The organism is Nitrosomonas sp. Is79A3, from assembly GCF_000219585.1.
Classification (GTDB): Bacteria; Pseudomonadota; Gammaproteobacteria; order Burkholderiales; family Nitrosomonadaceae; genus Nitrosomonas.
In genome coordinates, this window is record NC_015731.1 from 3,070,153 (window position 1) to 3,088,248 (window position 18,096).

General features: G+C 45.4%; 14 protein-coding genes. 8 read left to right on the forward strand and 6 right to left on the reverse strand.

The features are described 5' to 3' along the window. Window positions 1-38: 38 nt before the first annotated feature. Genes raiA through NIT79A3_RS14355 form a run of 3 tightly spaced genes read left to right on the forward strand, consistent with a single transcriptional unit; the run spans window position 39 to window position 2,574 of the window. Window positions 39-599 carry a ribosome-associated translation inhibitor RaiA gene (gene raiA / locus NIT79A3_RS14345; RefSeq protein ID WP_013966878.1) on the forward strand — a complete coding sequence of 187 codons (561 nt, stop codon included), beginning with the start codon at window positions 39-41 and terminating at the stop codon, window positions 597-599. A 35-nt stretch (window positions 600-634) separates the two neighbouring features. Beyond that, window positions 635-1,219 carry a nicotinamidase gene (locus tag NIT79A3_RS14350; protein ID WP_013966879.1) on the forward strand — a complete coding sequence of 195 codons (585 nt, stop codon included), beginning with the start codon at window positions 635-637 and terminating at the stop codon, window positions 1,217-1,219. Continuing rightward, complete coding sequence (locus NIT79A3_RS14355; RefSeq protein WP_013966880.1) at window positions 1,216-2,574, forward strand: nicotinate phosphoribosyltransferase; 1,359 nt, start codon at window positions 1,216-1,218, stop codon at window positions 2,572-2,574. Before NIT79A3_RS14350 ends, NIT79A3_RS14355 begins: the two co-directional genes overlap by 4 nt. A gap of 104 nt (window positions 2,575-2,678) precedes the next feature. Here NIT79A3_RS14355 and NIT79A3_RS17975 read toward each other — a convergent pair whose 3' ends face one another. After that, window positions 2,679-5,939: a DUF4347 domain-containing protein gene (locus NIT79A3_RS17975; protein ID WP_013966881.1), complete on the reverse strand. Its 3,261-nt coding sequence runs from the start codon at window positions 5,937-5,939 to the stop codon at window positions 2,679-2,681. A gap of 479 nt (window positions 5,940-6,418) precedes the next feature. Here NIT79A3_RS17975 and NIT79A3_RS14365 point away from each other — a divergent pair, with 479 nt between their 5' ends. The 5 genes from NIT79A3_RS14365 to NIT79A3_RS14385 all read left to right on the forward strand — a co-directional run bounded on the left by NIT79A3_RS14365 (window position 6,419) and on the right by NIT79A3_RS14385 (window position 11,372). Further along, on the forward strand, window positions 6,419-6,922 hold the full coding sequence (locus NIT79A3_RS14365; RefSeq protein ID WP_013966882.1) for a BCAM0308 family protein: 504 nt from the start codon (window positions 6,419-6,421) through the stop codon (window positions 6,920-6,922). Window positions 6,923-7,087: 165 nt separating this feature from the next. Next, window positions 7,088-7,537, forward strand: coding sequence for a CBS domain-containing protein (locus NIT79A3_RS14370; RefSeq protein WP_013966883.1), 450 nt, complete (start codon window positions 7,088-7,090; stop codon window positions 7,535-7,537). Between the two features lie 152 nt (window positions 7,538-7,689). Continuing rightward, window positions 7,690-10,065: an endopeptidase La gene (gene lon, locus NIT79A3_RS14375; RefSeq protein WP_013966884.1), complete on the forward strand. Its 2,376-nt coding sequence runs from the start codon at window positions 7,690-7,692 to the stop codon at window positions 10,063-10,065. Between the two features lie 389 nt (window positions 10,066-10,454). Next, window positions 10,455-10,799, forward strand: a complete 345-nt coding sequence (locus NIT79A3_RS14380; RefSeq protein ID WP_013966885.1) for a hypothetical protein — start codon at window positions 10,455-10,457, stop codon at window positions 10,797-10,799. A 99-nt stretch (window positions 10,800-10,898) separates the two neighbouring features. Continuing rightward, on the forward strand, window positions 10,899-11,372 hold the full coding sequence (locus NIT79A3_RS14385) for a disulfide bond formation protein B (RefSeq protein ID WP_013966886.1): 474 nt from the start codon (window positions 10,899-10,901) through the stop codon (window positions 11,370-11,372). 10 nt (window positions 11,373-11,382) lie between these two features. On the opposite strand, the gene xerD is transcribed toward NIT79A3_RS14385, so the two are convergent. From xerD to NIT79A3_RS14410, 5 genes are all read right to left on the reverse strand, one after another. Beyond that, complete coding sequence (gene xerD / locus NIT79A3_RS14390; protein WP_013966887.1) at window positions 11,383-12,294, reverse strand: site-specific tyrosine recombinase XerD; 912 nt, start codon at window positions 12,292-12,294, stop codon at window positions 11,383-11,385. Beyond that, a complete protein-coding gene (locus NIT79A3_RS14395) occupies window positions 12,281-12,784 on the reverse strand; it encodes a methylated-DNA--[protein]-cysteine S-methyltransferase (protein WP_013966888.1) in 504 nt (167 codons plus the stop codon). The genes xerD and NIT79A3_RS14395 overlap by 14 nt, the downstream gene beginning before the upstream one ends. Before the next feature lie 159 nt (window positions 12,785-12,943). Further along, the gene (htpG, locus tag NIT79A3_RS14400) at window positions 12,944-14,854 is read right to left on the reverse strand and encodes a molecular chaperone HtpG (RefSeq protein WP_013966889.1); all 1,911 of its coding nucleotides are present in this window, start codon (window positions 14,852-14,854) and stop codon (window positions 12,944-12,946) included. Between the two features lie 241 nt (window positions 14,855-15,095). Then, window positions 15,096-16,541, reverse strand: a complete 1,446-nt coding sequence (gene nuoN / locus NIT79A3_RS14405) for an NADH-quinone oxidoreductase subunit NuoN (RefSeq protein WP_013966890.1) — start codon at window positions 16,539-16,541, stop codon at window positions 15,096-15,098. Between the two features lie 50 nt (window positions 16,542-16,591). After that, entirely contained in the window at window positions 16,592-18,076 is a 1,485-nt protein-coding gene (locus tag NIT79A3_RS14410) for an NADH-quinone oxidoreductase subunit M (RefSeq protein WP_013966891.1), read from the reverse strand. Window positions 18,077-18,096 lie beyond the last annotated feature (20 nt).

Below are 18,096 nucleotides of genomic sequence, written 5' to 3' on the forward strand. Positions count from 1 at the left end.
GATAATATTATTTATCAGTCTATTAAGAGGAAATAACTATGGAAGTTACCTTACAAATCACAACACGGGATATCCCCCACTCTGAAGCGCTTGAAACCCATATCCGGGAAAAAGCGGAAAAGCTTGAAAAGTTTTATCCGCACATCATGAGTTGCCGGATAGTCGTCGAGCTTCCGCACAAGCATCACCATCAAGGAAGACTATTTGACGTGCGCATTGACATGACGGTGCCGGGCGGCGAATTGGTGGTCAATCGTGTCGCCAATGAAGATGTGTATGTCGCCGTGCGAGATGCTTTCGATGCCGCCAAGCGGCAACTGGAAGATTATGCCCGCCGTCAGCGCGGCGATACCAAGCTGCACGCGCCGGTATTGCAGGGCAAGGTAATGCGCCTGTTTAAAACGGAAGATTATGGTTTTATCGAGACGTCTGACGGGTGTGAATTGTACTTTCACCGTGACAATCTGGCAGGTCATGATTTTGATCAATTGGCAGTCGGCGACACCGTGCAATTTCTTGAAGATATTGGCAGCGAGGGTTATCAAGCAAAACGAGTAAGCACAGGAAAACATCATATTCCCGGCAGTGAAAATGAATAACCGGCTATCAAGAAGCTATTGATTCAGTCCACATCGTGAAAATTGCGCCTGCTTCAGGAGACGCGTTGATTGTGGTTGATATGCAAAATGATTTTTTGCCGGGCGGTAATCTCGCGGTTGCGGGAGGAAATGAAATCATCCCGCAGTTGAATCGCTACCTTGCGCATTTTGCTGCACATCAATTGCCGGTCTTCGCAACACGTGACTGGCACCCCTTGTCGCATTGTTCCTTTCAATCGCAAGGGGGTCCATGGCCGCCACACTGCATTGCCGGTTCAGACGGCGCGGCATTTCATCCCGGCCTTAAATTACCCGCCAATGCTCACATCATTTCCAAAGCAACTTCACCGGAAACCGATGCATATTCTGGCTTTACCGGAACGCAGTTCAATGCGCTATTACAATCACTCCATATTCAGCGGGTTTTTGTGGGCGGCATCGCAACCGAATACTGTGTGCTCAACACCGTGAAGGATGCCCTGCGACTCCAGTACACAACTCTTATACTCGAGGACGCGGTGCGCGCAATCAATCAGCAGCCCGGAGACGGCCAGCGCGCGCTTAACGAAATGATCCGGCTGGGCGCCAGACCGGTCCATTATGAGGATCTTATGCCATGAACCCGCTAACCAGTCCTTTATTGGCCGATCTGTATCAATTCACCATGCTGCAAACCTATCTTGAACAGGATATGGAAGAAACTGCGGTATTTGAACTGTTCGTGCGTAAACTGCCGCCTGGAAGAAATTTCATGGTTGCAGCCGGACTGGAACAGGTCATGGAATTCCTGGAAAACCTCAAATTCTCGCCGGAAGAACTGGACTGGCTGGCAACACGCTTTCCACCGCATGTGATGACTTATCTCGAACAATTCCGTTTTGATGGCGATGTTCATGCCATGCCGGAAGGGACGATTTTCTTCCCCAATGAACCTATTCTGAGGATTACTGCGAAGATGCCGCAGGCTCAATTGGTCGAATCACGTATTATTAATTTGATGCATTTTGAAACACTGATCGCTTCCAAAGCAGCCCGCTCGGTACTGGTAGCGCCGGATCAACTGCTGGTTGATTTCGGCATGCGCCGGGCGCATGGCGCAGAAGCGGGATTACTGGCCGCCCGGGCCAGTTACTTAGCAGGCTTTTCCGGCACGGCAACCGTACTGGCGGGAACACTGTTCGACATTCCACTGTTCGGCACGATGGCGCACTCCTTCATTCAGGCGCATCAAGATGAAAGCGACGCCTTTGAACATTTTGCGCGCTCCCATCCCAACAACACGGTGTTACTCATTGATACCTATGACACCGAAGCGGCGGCACACAAAGTCGTTACATTGGCGAAGAAACTCAAGGCAGACAAGATCAACATCCAAGGGATTCGTCTGGATAGCGGCAATCTAGCTGAACACGCTAAAAATGTACGCCAGATACTCGACGAAGGCGGCTTGCAAAACACAACTATCTTCGCCAGCGGCAACCTGGATGAATACAAACTGCAAACACTGTTATCCGCCCACGCACCGATTGATGGTGTTGGCATCGGTACCGCATTGGATATCTCGATCGATGCCCCTTCATTGGATTGCGCATACAAACTTCAAGAATATGCTGGCAAGCCCCGCCGCAAACGCTCGGAAGGCAAGGCCACATGGCCCGGAAGAAAGCAGGTCTACCGGCAGCATGCTGATGCTGGCTGTATGGCCGGAGATATCGTGGCGCTGGAAGATGATGATCCGCAGCAAGGTGAATCGCTAATCCAGCCTTTCATGCGATCAGGTAAACGTCTTCATCCGAATCCGTCCTTGCATGAACTGCGCAGTCAAACCTTAGTCAATTACAAACGTCTGCCCGCTGCAATGACTGCTCTCGATCCCGCTCCCGGTTATCCGGTAACAATTTCTTCCGCATTAAGAGCAATGGCAGATCAGTTAGATAAGGAACGAGTTCTGCATGACCGGGAAGCTGTCAAGTAAGCAGGCCAATACACATTTGTCATTCCGAACGTAGCAAGGAATCTTTGAGAAAAGACAGTACAGATTTCTCGCTATGCTCGAAATGACAGTTATTCAGAGGCTCTTTAGATCACTACAAAATCCGCATTGGTCAAAGCCAATCCACTCGTCAGTGTAGCAATTTGTACGGCAGCAATCACTCCATTGCCATCCGCATCATAGAGCAGTGCGCCTGTTGCCGAGTTATATACGATGAAATCGTTTGAATCGGCTGCGCTTGTGCCGATGATAAAATTATTAGCAGCTAAAGTGCCAATCGTTGTTAATGCCGTGAATATAGAGTCTTCGAGCTGAATAGTGTCATCAGCGGCGTTATAGTCAACAATCTTGTCAATACTGTCTTTTGCAATAAATCTGAAAATATCGCTCCCAGTTCCGCCTGTCATGGTATCTTTTCCGGTGCCGCCAGTGAGCATATCGTTACCCGTCCCGCCATTGAGCGTGTCATTACCCGCCTCGCCATTCAACTGGTTATCCGCTGTATTGCCAGTCACATTATTCACCAGGTCATTGCCCGTGCCGTTGATGGCTGATGATCCGGTTAAGGTCAGATTCTCAACATTGGTTGATAGCGTGTAAGTCACACTGCTATTGATTTTATCAGTGCCCTCACCGAGATTCTCCGTGACGACGTCACCAGCGTTGTCGACCGTATAAGTATCATTACCCAATCCACCGATTAAGCTATCTGCACCCGCCCCACCATTGAGTATGTCATTGCCAGCGCCACCAATGAGTACATTGATTGCAGTATTCCCAGTGAGACTGTTCGCCAGGTCATTGCCTGTGCCATCGATGGCCAATGCACCCGTTAACGTAAGATTTTCAACATTGGCTGATAACGTGTAGGTCACGCTGCTATTGACTTTATCAGTGCCCTCACCGAGATTTTCTGTGACGGCATCACCGGCGTTGTCGATAGTATAAGTATCATCACCCAATCCACCGATTAGGCTATCTGCACCCGCGCCGCCATTTAGTGTGTCATTGCCTGCTCCGCCAGTGAGTACGTTGATTGCAGCATTTCCAGTGAGACTGTTAGCCAGGTCATTGCCTGCGCCATTGATTGCCGCTGTACCTGTCAACGTCAGATTCTCAACTTTAGCAGGTAGCGTATAATAAGACACGCTGCTATTGACTTTGTCGGTTCCTTCAGCAGGTTTCTCGATGATGACATCGCCGACATTATCAACAGTGAAATTGTCGTTACCCAATCCGCCGATCATCGTGTCCGCACCAATGCCACCATTGATCGTATCGTTGCCAGTTCCACCATCCAGATTATCATTACCTTTTGCGCCTTGCAGCACATCGTTTCCCGCCATTCCCAGCAGATAGACTGGTTCAGTCAATGTTGAAGCAACAGTGAGATGATCGTCATTTGCGCTGCCCGTCAACGTAAGGTCGCCACCAACAGCCTTTCCTTCGGAATCGTAGCGCTGGGCAAAAATACCGCCTCGGTTACCATCTATCCAGGTGATTACAAAACCACCATCGGCCAGTGAAGTGATAGAAGGCCATTCTTGAGTATCGATTAAATAAGTATTAACCCTGAATCCACTGCCTTGAGCAATGCCATCAGCATCATAGCGTTGGGCATAAATGCTCCTGCTGCCATCTTCAGGATCTGTAGATTCCCAAGCCACCACAAAACCACCGTTAGTCAGCGTAGTAATAGAAGATCGTGAACCATAAACGAATGTATCAGAACCAACCTGAAATTGACTGCCCAGTGCCACTCCATTACTATCATAGCGCTGAGCATAAATACCACCGGGGCTAAAAGGTATTGACCAGGTCACCACAAAACCGCCATCGGTTAACGCAGTCATTGAAGAATCCAATCCGCCGCCAGTTGTAGTAGTGCTGACCATGAACTCACCGCCCTGTGCCGCTCCACTAGCATCATAGCGTTGCGCATAAATGTCATAGCCATAACGGCCATCTTGATTGTAAGACGTCCAGCTCACTACAAAACCACCATTGGTTAGTGCAGTGATCGAAGGCCACCATTCCCCGTCCATTTGATCGATGGCCGTATAAGTATCGACCTTGAATTCACTGCCTTGAGGAACACCATTAGCATCATAGCGTTGGGCATTGATCTCATCCGGGCTATAGTTAGAAGTTGAACTCCAACTCACCACAAATCCTCCATCGCTCAGTGTGGCAATTGAAGGATTTCCTTGATAGCCGCCAGTATTAGTATTAACAATAAATTCACTGGCATGTGCTATGCCATTGGCATCATAAATCCGGGCATGTATGCCATCATTGGCAGTCTCAGCCCCAGGAAAATCCCAGGCAATCACAAAACCGCCATTGTTCAATGCGGTTATTGTGGGATAGAGATATCCGCTATATGCATTACCTACACTAAACTCACCGCCTTGCGGCACTCCATTGGCATCATAAAGCTGAGCGCTAATACTAGAAAGCGAACCATCTTGCGGATTAGAATACCAACTAACTACAAAACCACCATTGCTTAATCCGGTGATCGCAGCTGGTGTATTTCCGTAAGAATAATAAGTGTTGACGCCGAATTCACCATTTTTCTCAAAAGATGTTCCAATATCCCCATCCGAAAACCGGGCAGTTTCAATATTTAATAGAGTATCCGTGCCTTCATCACCATTGGCGGTGTTCATATCCTTCACCGTAATATGACCGCTTGAATTGCGCGAGAATCTATAATCCGCTTCGTTGCCTGAAAAAATTGCTATATCGTTGCCAGTTCCCCCATTCAAAGTATCGTCGCCTAAACCACCCGTGAATGTGTCATCACCCGTGCTTCCATTGAGTACATCATTGCCGGTAGTGCCGGTGAGAATTGCCAAGACTCCGTGATAAGACAGTTGTAACGTTGGCGCTTGAGTCATACCGGCTTGTGCTTCCAGTACCCAATCTCCTCCCAAATCAGCCGCGCCGGTCAGATTGGTGGATGCCGCAACATTTGCGCCGGTTAATTGCGCCAGTTGATCGATAAACGCTTGCCCAGTCTTCCCTTGCGCCACCTCGCAGCCATACAGCAGGATGTCGCTATCGATGCATAAATGTGCGCCAATTTCAGTTAATTGCTCGGCATAATCTGTCAAGTTGACATTGTTCAACTCGATGGAACCCAGCAGCAATGTACCCGGCTTACCATGCGAGATGATGTCTATCGCGTTGAATTCTGATTCTCCTTGCAATGCAGTCAGAATCTGCAACACTCCATCTTTGTTTGCATCCAGCACAATCACTTGTGAATCTGATGGTAGTTGTGGAATCAGGCTTTGATATTCGGCTATATTTGAATCGATGAATACGATGCGAGAGGTCATTATTGTTATTCCTTACTGATGAAATAAAGTGGCCATTCTTCATGAGTGAATAGGCGAGCCCAGTTTGAGACACAGTTGTTTTAACTGGTTAATCACACCATTCTTTTAATCTCGCGGGAATATATCAGAGTATTTGTGAAGAAGATAGAATTCATCTGCCCTGATAATTCATTCAATTACCAGGACATATGTCCCGGTTTATGTGTTGCCTATATGCTGTGATAATGCGACAAAGAAGAATTAACCCAAGATAGGCATCTTCTCATTCTTGGGTTATTCATAATCACGCTTCATTCCTGAATCCGCCTTATGAATCAAAGTATATCGTCATCCTGTCTTGTGAAACGCTTGAGAAAAATTATCAAAGCGCGCAAGATGTAATTAGCGGTTTAGCCATTACTTAATAAATAGCTACCGTCCGAATGAACCAATATGGCTACTAATTTACAATCAATAAATTGCATCAGAGGAGATTTATCATGGGTACAAAAAGCACACCCCCCGGTTTTCATCCAATTGCCCGCCACGATGGTATTTTTCAGGAACAAGTACACGATACTTACCAAACCAAAGGCAAGCTCCCGGAACCAACGGTTTGCCCGCAATGCAGCGCAGTATTTCATAAAGGGCGATGGCAATGGCTTGCGGCGCCTGCTAATGCGCATCAACACAACTGTCCGGCTTGCCAGCGTATTCTTGAGAGTCAGCCAGCAGGCTTTGTGACCTTAGCAGGTGATTTTTTCGTTGCGCATCGGGATGAAATCGTAAGCTTGATACACAATGTAGAAAAAAAAGAAAAATCCGAGCATCCGCTGAAGCGAATCATGGCAACCGAAGAAGAGGGAAATGGGGTATTGATAACCACCACCGATATTCACCTTGCGCGCGGTATTGGTGAAGCGATTCACCATGCTTATCAAGGTGACTTGGAATTTCACTACAATCCGGCAGAAAACTTATTGCGTGTGAATTGGTCGCGTTAAGGAGCTTCTAAACAATCCACCTTTGTCATGCGAAACGAAGTGAGGAATCTTTTTAGATCAACAGTATAGATTTCTCGCCCTGCTCGAAATGACAGTTACTCAGAGATCCCCTAACTCGAGATTCAGCCCGTTAGATAGATTGGATAAACAATAAAGGAGAATATGATGAGTGTCGGTGAAATTTGCAATCGTGAAGTAATTACTATTCAACGGGATGAGACGGTTCTGGAAGCTGCCAAGCTGATGCGGCAATATCATGTCGGGGCTGTTATTGTGACCGATAAGCTTGATGGTCGTACAGCCCCTGTAGGTATTGTCACGGATCGTGATCTGGTTGTCGAAGTTCTGGCAACGGAATTGGATGAAACGGTGATTACCGTCGGCGATATCATGGCGCCGGAAGTATTTACGGTGAAAGAAAGTACCGCGACTTACGAAGCAATTGAATTTATGCGCCGCAAAACTATCCGGCGCTTACCGATCGTGGATGAATCCGGAGAATTGGTCGGTATACTGACTTTGGATGACGCGCTGGAATTGCTATCCGAAGAATTACTTAATCTCTCCAAACTGGTAAGGTACGAGCAAAAAAAAGAATCACGGCATCGTCCGTAGTAACGTAGTGACTCCAGGCAACCGGAAAATTGCTCGCACTGACCGGTTGCGTTAAATAAAATAAAAGGGGTTCACTTGAATTCCTGGTTAAGCACTCAAATATTCTAGTGAATATTAAAACCAGTCATTAAATCCCTGGAGGATGAGTTGCTATGGAACAATCTGCCCCAACCCAATTTGAGCTGCCTGCCGATGTCATCGCATTGGTGCCAATGCGCAATGTGGTGTTATTTCCCCATGTGTTAATGCCGATCACTGTTGGCCGGATCAGATCAATAGCCACCGTGGAGCATGCCCTGCAATCCAAAGCATCCATCGGTATCGTGCTACAAAAGGATGCCGCTGTCGACGATCCGGGAATTGATGCATTGTGCAGTATCGGCACTATTGCCAACGTTGTGCGCCATGTCGCTTCAGACGACGGAACTCATCATGCCATCTGCCAAGGAATAGAGCGTTTTCAGATTGAAGAAATCATCGAAGGTTATCCATTCCTTGCAGCCCGTATAAAACGTATTAAGGAAACAGCGCAAGTCACGACGCAGGCGGAAGCACTCGCATTACAATTGCGCGAACGGGCTGTCGAGATTTTATCGCTATTGCCCGGAGTTCCCGCAGAACTTGCACATGCATTGCAAGCCACGCGCGCGCCTTCGGATCTGGCCGACATAACTGCCAGCCTGCTTGATACCGAAGTCGTTGAGAAGCAGATGCTGCTCGAAACGGTTGATACCGAAGAACGGTTGCAGAAAGTACTGCAGATTTTGTCGCGCCGCATCGAAGTTTTAAGACTTTCCCAGGAGATCGGCGAGCGCACCAAAGAACAAATGGAAGATCGCGAGCGCAAGTATTTATTACACGAACAGTTAAAAGCAATCCAGAAAGAACTGGGTGAAGACGGCGGTAACGATCAAGAAATTGCGCAATTGAATGAGGCGATCACCAAAGCAAGCATGCCCAGTGATATCGAAGCGCAGGCACGCAAAGAATTGCAACGATTGCAGCGCATGCCAAGCGCATCGAGCGAATACTCGATGCTGCATACCTATCTGGAATGGATGACCGAATTACCGTGGCGGCTACCTGAGGAAACACCGATCGATTTGAATAGCGCGCGTCAAATTCTGGAAGCCGATCATTTTGGATTGGAGCGCATCAAGCAGCGCATTATTGAATTTCTGGCGGTACAAAAGCTGAAACCGCAGGGCCGGGCGCCTATTCTTTGCTTTGTCGGACCGCCGGGAGTAGGTAAGACTTCGCTAGGCCAAAGCATCGCACGTGCTTTGCAACGGCCTTTTGTGCGTGTGTCATTAGGCGGCGTGCATGATGAAGCCGAAATGCGCGGCCATCGCCGCACCTATATCGGTGCCATGCCAGGAAATATTGTGCAAGGAATACGTAAGGCTAGCGCGCGTAATTGTGTCATGATGCTTGATGAAATCGACAAAATGTCAGCCAGCATACAGGGCGACCCGTCCGCGGCACTGCTTGAAGTACTGGATCCGGAGCAGAACTCAACTTTTCGTGATAATTATTTAGGTGTGCCGTTTGATCTAAGCCGGGTGATCTTCATTGCTACGGCGAATGTAATCGACAATGTGTCGCCGCCAGTACGTGACCGCATGGAAATTATTGATTTGCCCGGTTACACACAAGAAGAAAAGCTTCAAATCGCGTTGCGTTATCTAGTACAGCGGCAGAGTGAAGCAAATGGTTTGCGCGAGGAACAATGCCAATTAACATCCGAAGCGCTGGCAAGCATTATTGCTGATTACACCCGTGAAGCCGGCGTGCGTCAGTTCGAACGGGAAATCGGCCGGGTGATGCGTCACGCGGCTTTGCGTATCGCGGAAGGTGAACAGCAGAAAGTGCATATTGATGCAGCTGATTTGGATGCTATTCTGGGTTCGAAAAAATATGAACATGAATTAGCACTGCATACCGATCTGCCCGGAGTCGCCACGGGCTTGGCCTGGACACCAGTGGGTGGCGATATTCTGTTTATTGAGGCCACACGGGTCAATGGTAGCGGGCGATTGATTCTGACCGGGCAGCTCGGTGATGTGATGAAAGAAAGTGCGCAAGCAGCACTTACCTTAGTCAAGGCGCGTGCCAGCGATCTGAATATCCCGGCATCCCTGTTTGATGGTGTTGATGTGCATCTGCATGTCCCGGCAGGCGCCATTCCAAAAGACGGGCCGAGTGCAGGTGTGGCGATGTTCATTGCGCTCGTTTCGTTATTCACTAATCGGCCCGTATGTCATGATGTCGCAATGACCGGAGAAATCAGTCTACGTGGATTAGTATTACCCGTAGGCGGCATCAAGGAAAAGATACTGGCGGCAGAACGTGCCGGTCTGCGAACGGTATTGTTGCCTGCTCGAAACCAGAAGGATCTACGCGATTTACCGGAAGCAACACGTACGGCAATGCAGTTTGTTTTATTAGAAACAGCAGATGACGCCATTCAAGTTGCATTACGCCATGCCGGAACACATGCGCCGACTTCGGAATTCAAACTTGTGTGAGCATAGCTCACCATAGCATACAAACCTAAGACTAAAATATATCAGTAATTTAAACCAACAAAGTCTTTCCTGAAATAAACTCATCACATCGCAACAGATGCGGCTATATGCCGCATTGACGCTTGAGCCGCCATAACCCAAAATAGAAAAAAACATTAATGAATAAGTTTAAATGAAGCTGTTATATTCTTGTCATATTCCCTTGTTACTCTAGCAGGCCGTTGAAAAACTATCTGCGTTGCCGCTGCAGTGTTAAAAACAAGCTCAAAATGCTCATTTATTAAGCATAAACTGCGCTTTTTCGCCTGTCTTTGCCTTGCATCGGCTGCCTCGAAAACGTTTTTCAACGGGCTGTTAGAGCCATAATCATGTACGAGGAGTGAATTCAAATGAAACAGTCCGAAATCCAAACCAAACTTAGTAGCAATAATGATCACCTAAATAAACAAAAAGGCAGTGAGTCATTTCATAGAATTGGCCAATTAAGACGCGCAAAGATGCATGCAGCATGCCTTATCGAATCTATCGACAGCAACAAAGTGCTGCCTCCGTCCTTGCACCGGCTATTGGAAGCCAGCCTGGTTCTGGAAACAACAGATTCGAAAACTCTTGCTGTTTACTTAAAACGATCGCCGGCCACAATCCGTAACGAATTCCAAAGAATCCGAACCATACTTGGCGCATATCAAGATATCTCAGAAAATCTCCAATATAAAGCCTCTGTCATTATCTAATTCTAATTCGCAGTAGAAACTACACTAAAATCCCAATCTCATCATGCTAATATTCTTATTGTGATCATATGATCGTTTGCAAAAAAGAAAGATTGCCCAATGAGATTATTATTCTTATTTATCCTGCTCATCTGCATCAGTCTTCTGGGCTATGCACAATATCTGCAACATTTGGAAGGATTACTACCCTGCCCGCTTTGTGTAGCACAACGTCTTGCCTACTGGTTGCTGGGATTAGTCGCACTATTGGCATTTCTACACAATCCTAAAGTCATAGGGCGCCGCTTCTATGCTGTTTTGATGTGCATTTTGGCACTCATAGGCACAGTCATCGCTGCAAGGCACGCTTGGTTGGTACGTTTCCCGGAATCATTTGAATGCGGTATTAGTCCGGAGGAAGCTTTTCTAAATTCATTACCCCTTGCCGGTTGGTGGCCAGGGATGTTCGAAGCAAATGGGGATTGTGCGGACATCGATTGGAAATTCTTATCGCTGACCATTCCGGATTGGTCGTTGATTGCTTTTATTAGCCTTGGAATCGTATCGCTTTATATACTATTGGCGAAAAAATAGTTTAAAGCTACTATCCGCGAGGATGATGCTTGGTATGCAATTGTTTCAGGCGTTCACGCGCGATATGGGTATAAATCTGCGTAGTGGAGATATCTGCGTGACCCAACAGTAATTGTACCACTCGCAAATCAGCACCGTGATTCAACAAGTGAGTAGCAAATGCATGGCGCAGGGTGTGCGGGGATAGCGGCTTATCATTACCCACTAGTTGCGCATAACGTTTGATGAGATACCAGAATGCCTGGCGTGTCATTGCAGCTCCGCGTGTTGTCACAAATATGGTATCGGTAACAATACCATTCAGCAAAGCAGGTCTGGCTTCTTTGGTATAACGGCTCAACCACTCAAGAGATTCTTCTCCAAGCGGAGCAAGGCGTTCCTTTCTCCCCTTGCCCATGACTCGTAACACTCCCATATCCATGCTGACTTGCGAATATCTTAGGTTGATCAGTTCAGATACCCGTAATCCACTGGCATACAGAACTTCCAGCATCGCACGATCACGCAAACCGAGCGGGTGTTTAAGATCAGGTGCGCTCAGCAGCAGCTCGACTTCTGTCTCTGTAAGGCTATCGGGCAGGCTGCGCTGCAGTTTGGGTGTATCAATGTTGAGACTGGGATCTGTCGTAATTTTGCCTTGGCGCAATAAGAAACGGTAAAAACGCTTTAAGCTGGACAATTCACGGCTTGTTGTACTGGCCTTCATTTTAGCGGAAACTCTGGACGCCAGAAAATCGAGCAAGTCAGAGTGCGTTGCGTCAGTTAGTACACTATTATCTTGATTTCGTTTTCTTAGCCATTCACTAAAAAGCTGTAGATCGTTACGGTAACTATCCAGTGTATTACGCGATAAGCCATCTTCCAGCCATAAGGCATCGGAAAACTCATCCAGCAAACCGGCATTTAGTTCAGGTGCTCTCATGACGCAACAACCAACGCTTGATCTCTAAAGGGTCTCCATCACTTGCATTCATAAAGCCTCCTAATCCGCCATTCTTAGAAATAACCCGATGACATGGTATGACGATCGGAATTCTATTGGCGCCACATGCCCGGCCTACGGCTCTCGGTGCAGAGTGCAGTTGCGCTGCTATTTCTGCATAACTGCTCGTTTCACCGCTAGGGATAGCCTGAATAGCCTGCCAAACACGCTGCTGGTGCGTTGTACCACCGATATGCAAACATAAATCAAACATAAAATTTGGTTTTGCCAGATATGCCAGTAATTGCCTACTTACTTCTTTTGCCAGTAGGGTTTGTGGTAATAAAGGTTTTGTATCAACCGGCAAATAATCAATATCCGTAAGCCAATCTTCTTCTGTTCTAATACCTAAAACAGCAAATGGAGTAATCAGTTTTGCTTGATATACCTTGATTGGATCAGAAATATGATTATTCGTTGATTTGCCCACTGTCTACTTGAATATTTATTTAGGAAATGATTTAGCGTTTTATGCAATATTCAAAGAATGGACATTAGAAATGAGAAGAAGTTTCATAATACAACATCAATCTCCCAGCCTAATAGAACAAAGCCGGGAGATTGCGCATACCATAAAGCGTTCGTGGACTCAGTATTTTAGCAATAATAACTCGTTAAGTCTTTTTACGAATGCTGCTGGATCCTCAAGCTGTCCGCCTTCAGCCAGTAATGCTTGATCAAACAAAATATGACTCCAGTCTTCAAAATTCTCCACTTCTGTTTTTAGCCTTTGCACCATCGGATGATGTGGATTGATTTCAAGGATTGGCTTAGCATGTTGTACTTTCTGTCCTGCAGATTTCAGTAATCTTTCCAGATTACCACCCATATCATAAGTATCCGCGACCAGGCAGGCTGGCGATTCGGTCAAGCGAAATGTCACACGTACATCTTTTACCTGTTCATTGAGCGCCGCTTTCATTCTTTCTGTTAATTCCTGATAGGCGTTGCTTTCTTTCTCACGTTCTTCTTTTTCAGTTTCGTCTTCCAAGCTTCCCAGATCCAAACCACCTTTTGCAACGGATTGGAGCGGCTTTCCTTCGAACTCGGTCAAATTGGTTACTAGCCACTCATCAACACGATCTGATAACAGGAGTACTTCGATACCTTTCTTACGGAAAACTTCTAAATGGGGGCTATTTTTAGCTGCTTTGAGATTGTCAGCAGTGACATAATAAATCTTGTCCTGCCCCTCTTTCATACGATGCAAATAGTTTTCCAGAGAAACAGTCGGCTCATCGGTATCACTTTGAGTGGTGACAAAACGTAGCAGTTTGGCAATACGTTCACGATTTGTATAATCTTCACCCACGCCTTCTTTCAGAACTTGTCCAAATTCCCGGTAGAAAGTTCTGAACTTCTCTTTCCCGTCAACATCTTCATTCTTGGATAATTCTTCTATCAATCCCAACACCTTCTTGACTATGCCTGCTCTGATCGATTCGATATCTTTGGATTCCTGCAATATTTCGCGAGACACATTCAGAGGCAAACTACTCGAATCAATTACCCCGCGCACGAAGCGCAGGTAATTTGGCAACAGTTTTTCAGCGTCATCCATAATAAATACACGCTGCACATATAACTTAATGCCATGTCGATGTTCGCGGTCAAACAAATCGAAAGGCGCCCGCGCAGGTATATAGAGTAATTGCGTGTATTCCTGTTTGCCTTCTACTCGTGCATGTAAATAAGCAAGCGGTGGCTCAAAATCATGCGCCACATGTTTATAGAATTCATTGTATTGCTCAACCGTAATTTCATTCTTGGGTCGCGTCCATAATGCATTTGCCTGATTAATTGTTTCATCTTCATCAGTGATTTTGTTTTTCTTCTCTTCCTGAGACCATTCTTCCTTCTTCATTAAAATGGGCAAAGTAATATGGTCGGAATATTTACGAATAATTGTCCTAATCCGCATTCCATTGAGAAACTCATCCTCATCTTTGCGCAGGTGTAAAATTATTTCGGTGCCGCGCGTCTGCTTCGTTACCGTTTCCAGTGTATAGTCACCTTCCCCACTTGATTCCCATCGGACCCCATGCTCAGGGGTTATTCCCGCACGCCTAGTAATCAAGGTTACTTTATCTGCAATTATAAATGCTGAGTAAAAACCTACTCCGAATTGACCGATTAAATTCGCATCTTTAGCCTGGTCACCAGTCAACGAATTAAAAAACTCTCGCGTGCCTGATTTGGCAATAGTTCCGATATGGTCGATTACCTCTTGCCGAGACATACCGATACCATTATCCGAAATGGTGATGGTATGCGCATCGACATCGTAACTCACTTGAATATTGAGGTCCGAATCCGATTCATAAAGCGCTGCATCTGTAAGGCCTTCAAAGCGTAATTTATCGGCAGCATCAGATGCGTTCGAAATCAGTTCACGCAAAAAGATTTCTTTGTTGCTGTACAATGAGTGAATCATCAGCTTTAACAGCTGCTTAGCTTCTGCTTGAAAACTTAACTGTTCTTTGATTGTTTCAGATTGCACGTTTTCCTCCTAAAATATTTTGGTTGTATATGGAGATCACACCGGAAAATTCAAGTTTGTTTGGTAGCGAATTATTTACTTCAAACAAACTCAGTGCTTCAAGAAGAGAATTAATATGAGAGAATCACAAAGAGCTTTCAGTAAATGACTCTACTTGCAGAAATTTTTGCTTAAAATGCTTTTGTGAATGTAATCACAAGAGAGTTATTGAAGAATACCCTTGTTAATGAATTGCATTTAATTACATTGAATTCTGAATGGCATAGAGACTCAGTCCCATCAATGCCTGAGGAAATATACCGAATGCCAGTACTGCAAGACCATTTGCACTGAGAAGAATCTTTACATCACTATTAGGCATAATGGGTTCATTGGTTTCTGGTTCATCAAAGTACATCAACTTGATAATGCGCAAATAATAGAAAGCACCAATTAACGAGAACAGTACTGCTACAATCGCTAGCCAAACATACCCAGCATTGACAACTGCCTGTAATACAGAAAATTTCGCATAAAATCCAATCATCGGTGGAATGCCTGCGAGCGATAGCATCAACAACAAGGCAATAAATGCGTACCAAGAATTTCTTTTGCTTAGACCCTTGAAATCATTTATATTTTCAGCTTCGAATCCACTGCGGCACAACAGCATAACCATTGCAAAAGTGCCTAATGTCATCAGAACATAAGCAATAACATAAAATAACGCGGAGCTATAGCCATTCGAATCTGCACTTATGAATCCAAGTAACAAAAAACCCATATGCGAAATGGTTGAGTAAGCCAGCATGCGCTTGATATTTGTTTGTGCAATGGCGGCAAGATTACCTATCGCCATCGACATGACAGCCAGGATTACCAGCATACCTTGCCAATCATCGGACATTTCTCCCATTCCTTCGACCAACAAGCGCATTACAAAACCAAAGGCTGCCAATTTTGGCGCGGAACCAATAAACAATGTCACAGCAGTTGGTGCACCTTGATATACATCAGGCGCCCACATGTGAAAAGGTGCCACGCTTAGCTTGAAGCTAATTCCAGCCACAATAAATACAAGACCTACAACTAAAACCTCCTTACTGCTTGCTTCACTCTGTATAATTTGAGCAAGCTGAGAAACATGTAGTGTTCCAGTTGCGCCGTAAACCATTGACATGCCATAAAGCAAAAAACCGGATGCCAAGGCACCCAACACAAAGAACTTCATAGCTGCTTCAGTTGCCACCAATGAATCGCGCCGTAATGCTACTAATGCATAAAGCGATAGCGAGAGCAACTCTAAACCAATATAAAGCGTCAGAAAATGGCTGGCGGAAATCATCACCATCATTCCCATTGTTGCAAAAAGTATTAAGCTAAAGAACTCGCCCCTCAGCATGCCACGATCGCTGATATAAGTATGAGAATATACAAGAACTGCCGATACAGTACCATACACCATCAATTTCAATATATCCGCCATCGCATCATCAACAAACATACCGCTAAATGTTTGTGTAACTTCTGTAGAAAATGAAATAAAAGTAAGCAGCGCACAACCCAATAACGTAATCTGTGTCAGCAGGTATGCAACATAACGCTTATTGTCACCTGCGGTGAGATCTGCCAGCATTACCACGCACACCATGATGAGCATAAATATCTCAGAAGAGGCTGGCGCAAAATCAGGTGGTATAAAATTCATTAATTCATAATCCTTATATCAGGAACTATTACTATTCCAGAATCAGTTTATTACAATTTACTATTACTGACATGTGTCAGAAGTTGATCTACTGTTACATGCATAACTTCAGTTAACGGGAAAGGATAAATACCAATCCATAAAACTGAAATTGCTAAAATTGCCAATAATACAAACTCACGCTTTGAAATATCTTTCAACCCTTCAACTGCAGGGCTTGCCACGGCACCGAATATGACTCGTTTATACATCCATAAGGTATAAGCTGCACCAAAAATCAGTGTAGTTGCTGCCAAGAATGCATACCAGAAATTAACTTTCATTGCACTCATAATGACCATGAACTCACCCACAAAACCACTTGTGCCTGGGAGCCCAGCATTTGCCATTGCAAATAACATGAAGAAAGCAGCGAATACAGGCATTTTATTCACAACCCCGCCATAATCAGCAATCTGACGCGAATGCAACCGATCGTATAACACACCTACACACAGAAACATGGCACCGGAAATAAATCCATGCGAAATCATCTGTACCATCGCACCTTCAATCCCATAGGCGTTTAACAGAAAAAAGCCTAATGTCACGAATCCCATATGCGCTACTGACGAATAAGCAATCAACTTTTTCATATCAACCTGCATGAGCGCAATAAGTCCAATGTAGACCACTGCTATCAGCGACAACACAATCATCATAGTCGCCAAATAATGACTGGCATCAGGTGCAATAGGCAAGGAGAAACGAAGAAAACCATATCCTCCTAGTTTAAGCAGAATCGCCGCCAGAACAACCGATCCCCCCGTTGGCGCTTCTACATGCGCATCGGGCAACCACGTATGTACTGGCCACATTGGTACCTTAACTGCAAATGCAAGCAGGAATGCAACGAATATTAAGATCTGCGGTGTTAATGGAATTGCAAGTTTATGATAATCCTCAATCGAGAAGCTTCCACCAGATTCCTGATACAGATAAATAAATGCAATCAACATCAGTAAAGAACCAAGGAGTGTATAAAGAAAGAACTTAATAGCGGCATACACACGATTTGGACCGCCCCATATACCAATGATTAAAAACATTGGTATTAGTGATGCTTCCCAAAACACGTAAAATAAAATTGCATCTAATGAAGCAAAAACACCATTGACAATACCCGACATGATTAAGAATGCACCCATGTATTGTGATACACGTTCCTTAATCACTTCCCACCCTGCCACAATAACCAATGGTGTAATAAAACAATTCAACAAAATTAACGGCATTGATATGCCATCTACGCCCAAATGATAATTAACATTAAAACGTTCAAACCAGACATGATTCTCAATAAATTGCATTGCACCAGTCGTAGAGTCAAAGCTGGTAAAAAGAGGAATCGCTACCAGCAATCCCATTATGGATCCTACGAGCGAAATCCTGCGGGCTAACTGTGCATTGTGATCATTTCCAGTTGCAAATACGGCAATACCAAACACAATTGGCAACCAAATAATTAAACTCAGTAGTGGGAAATCAAACGACATGCTTTTTCCGTTTTATTTGT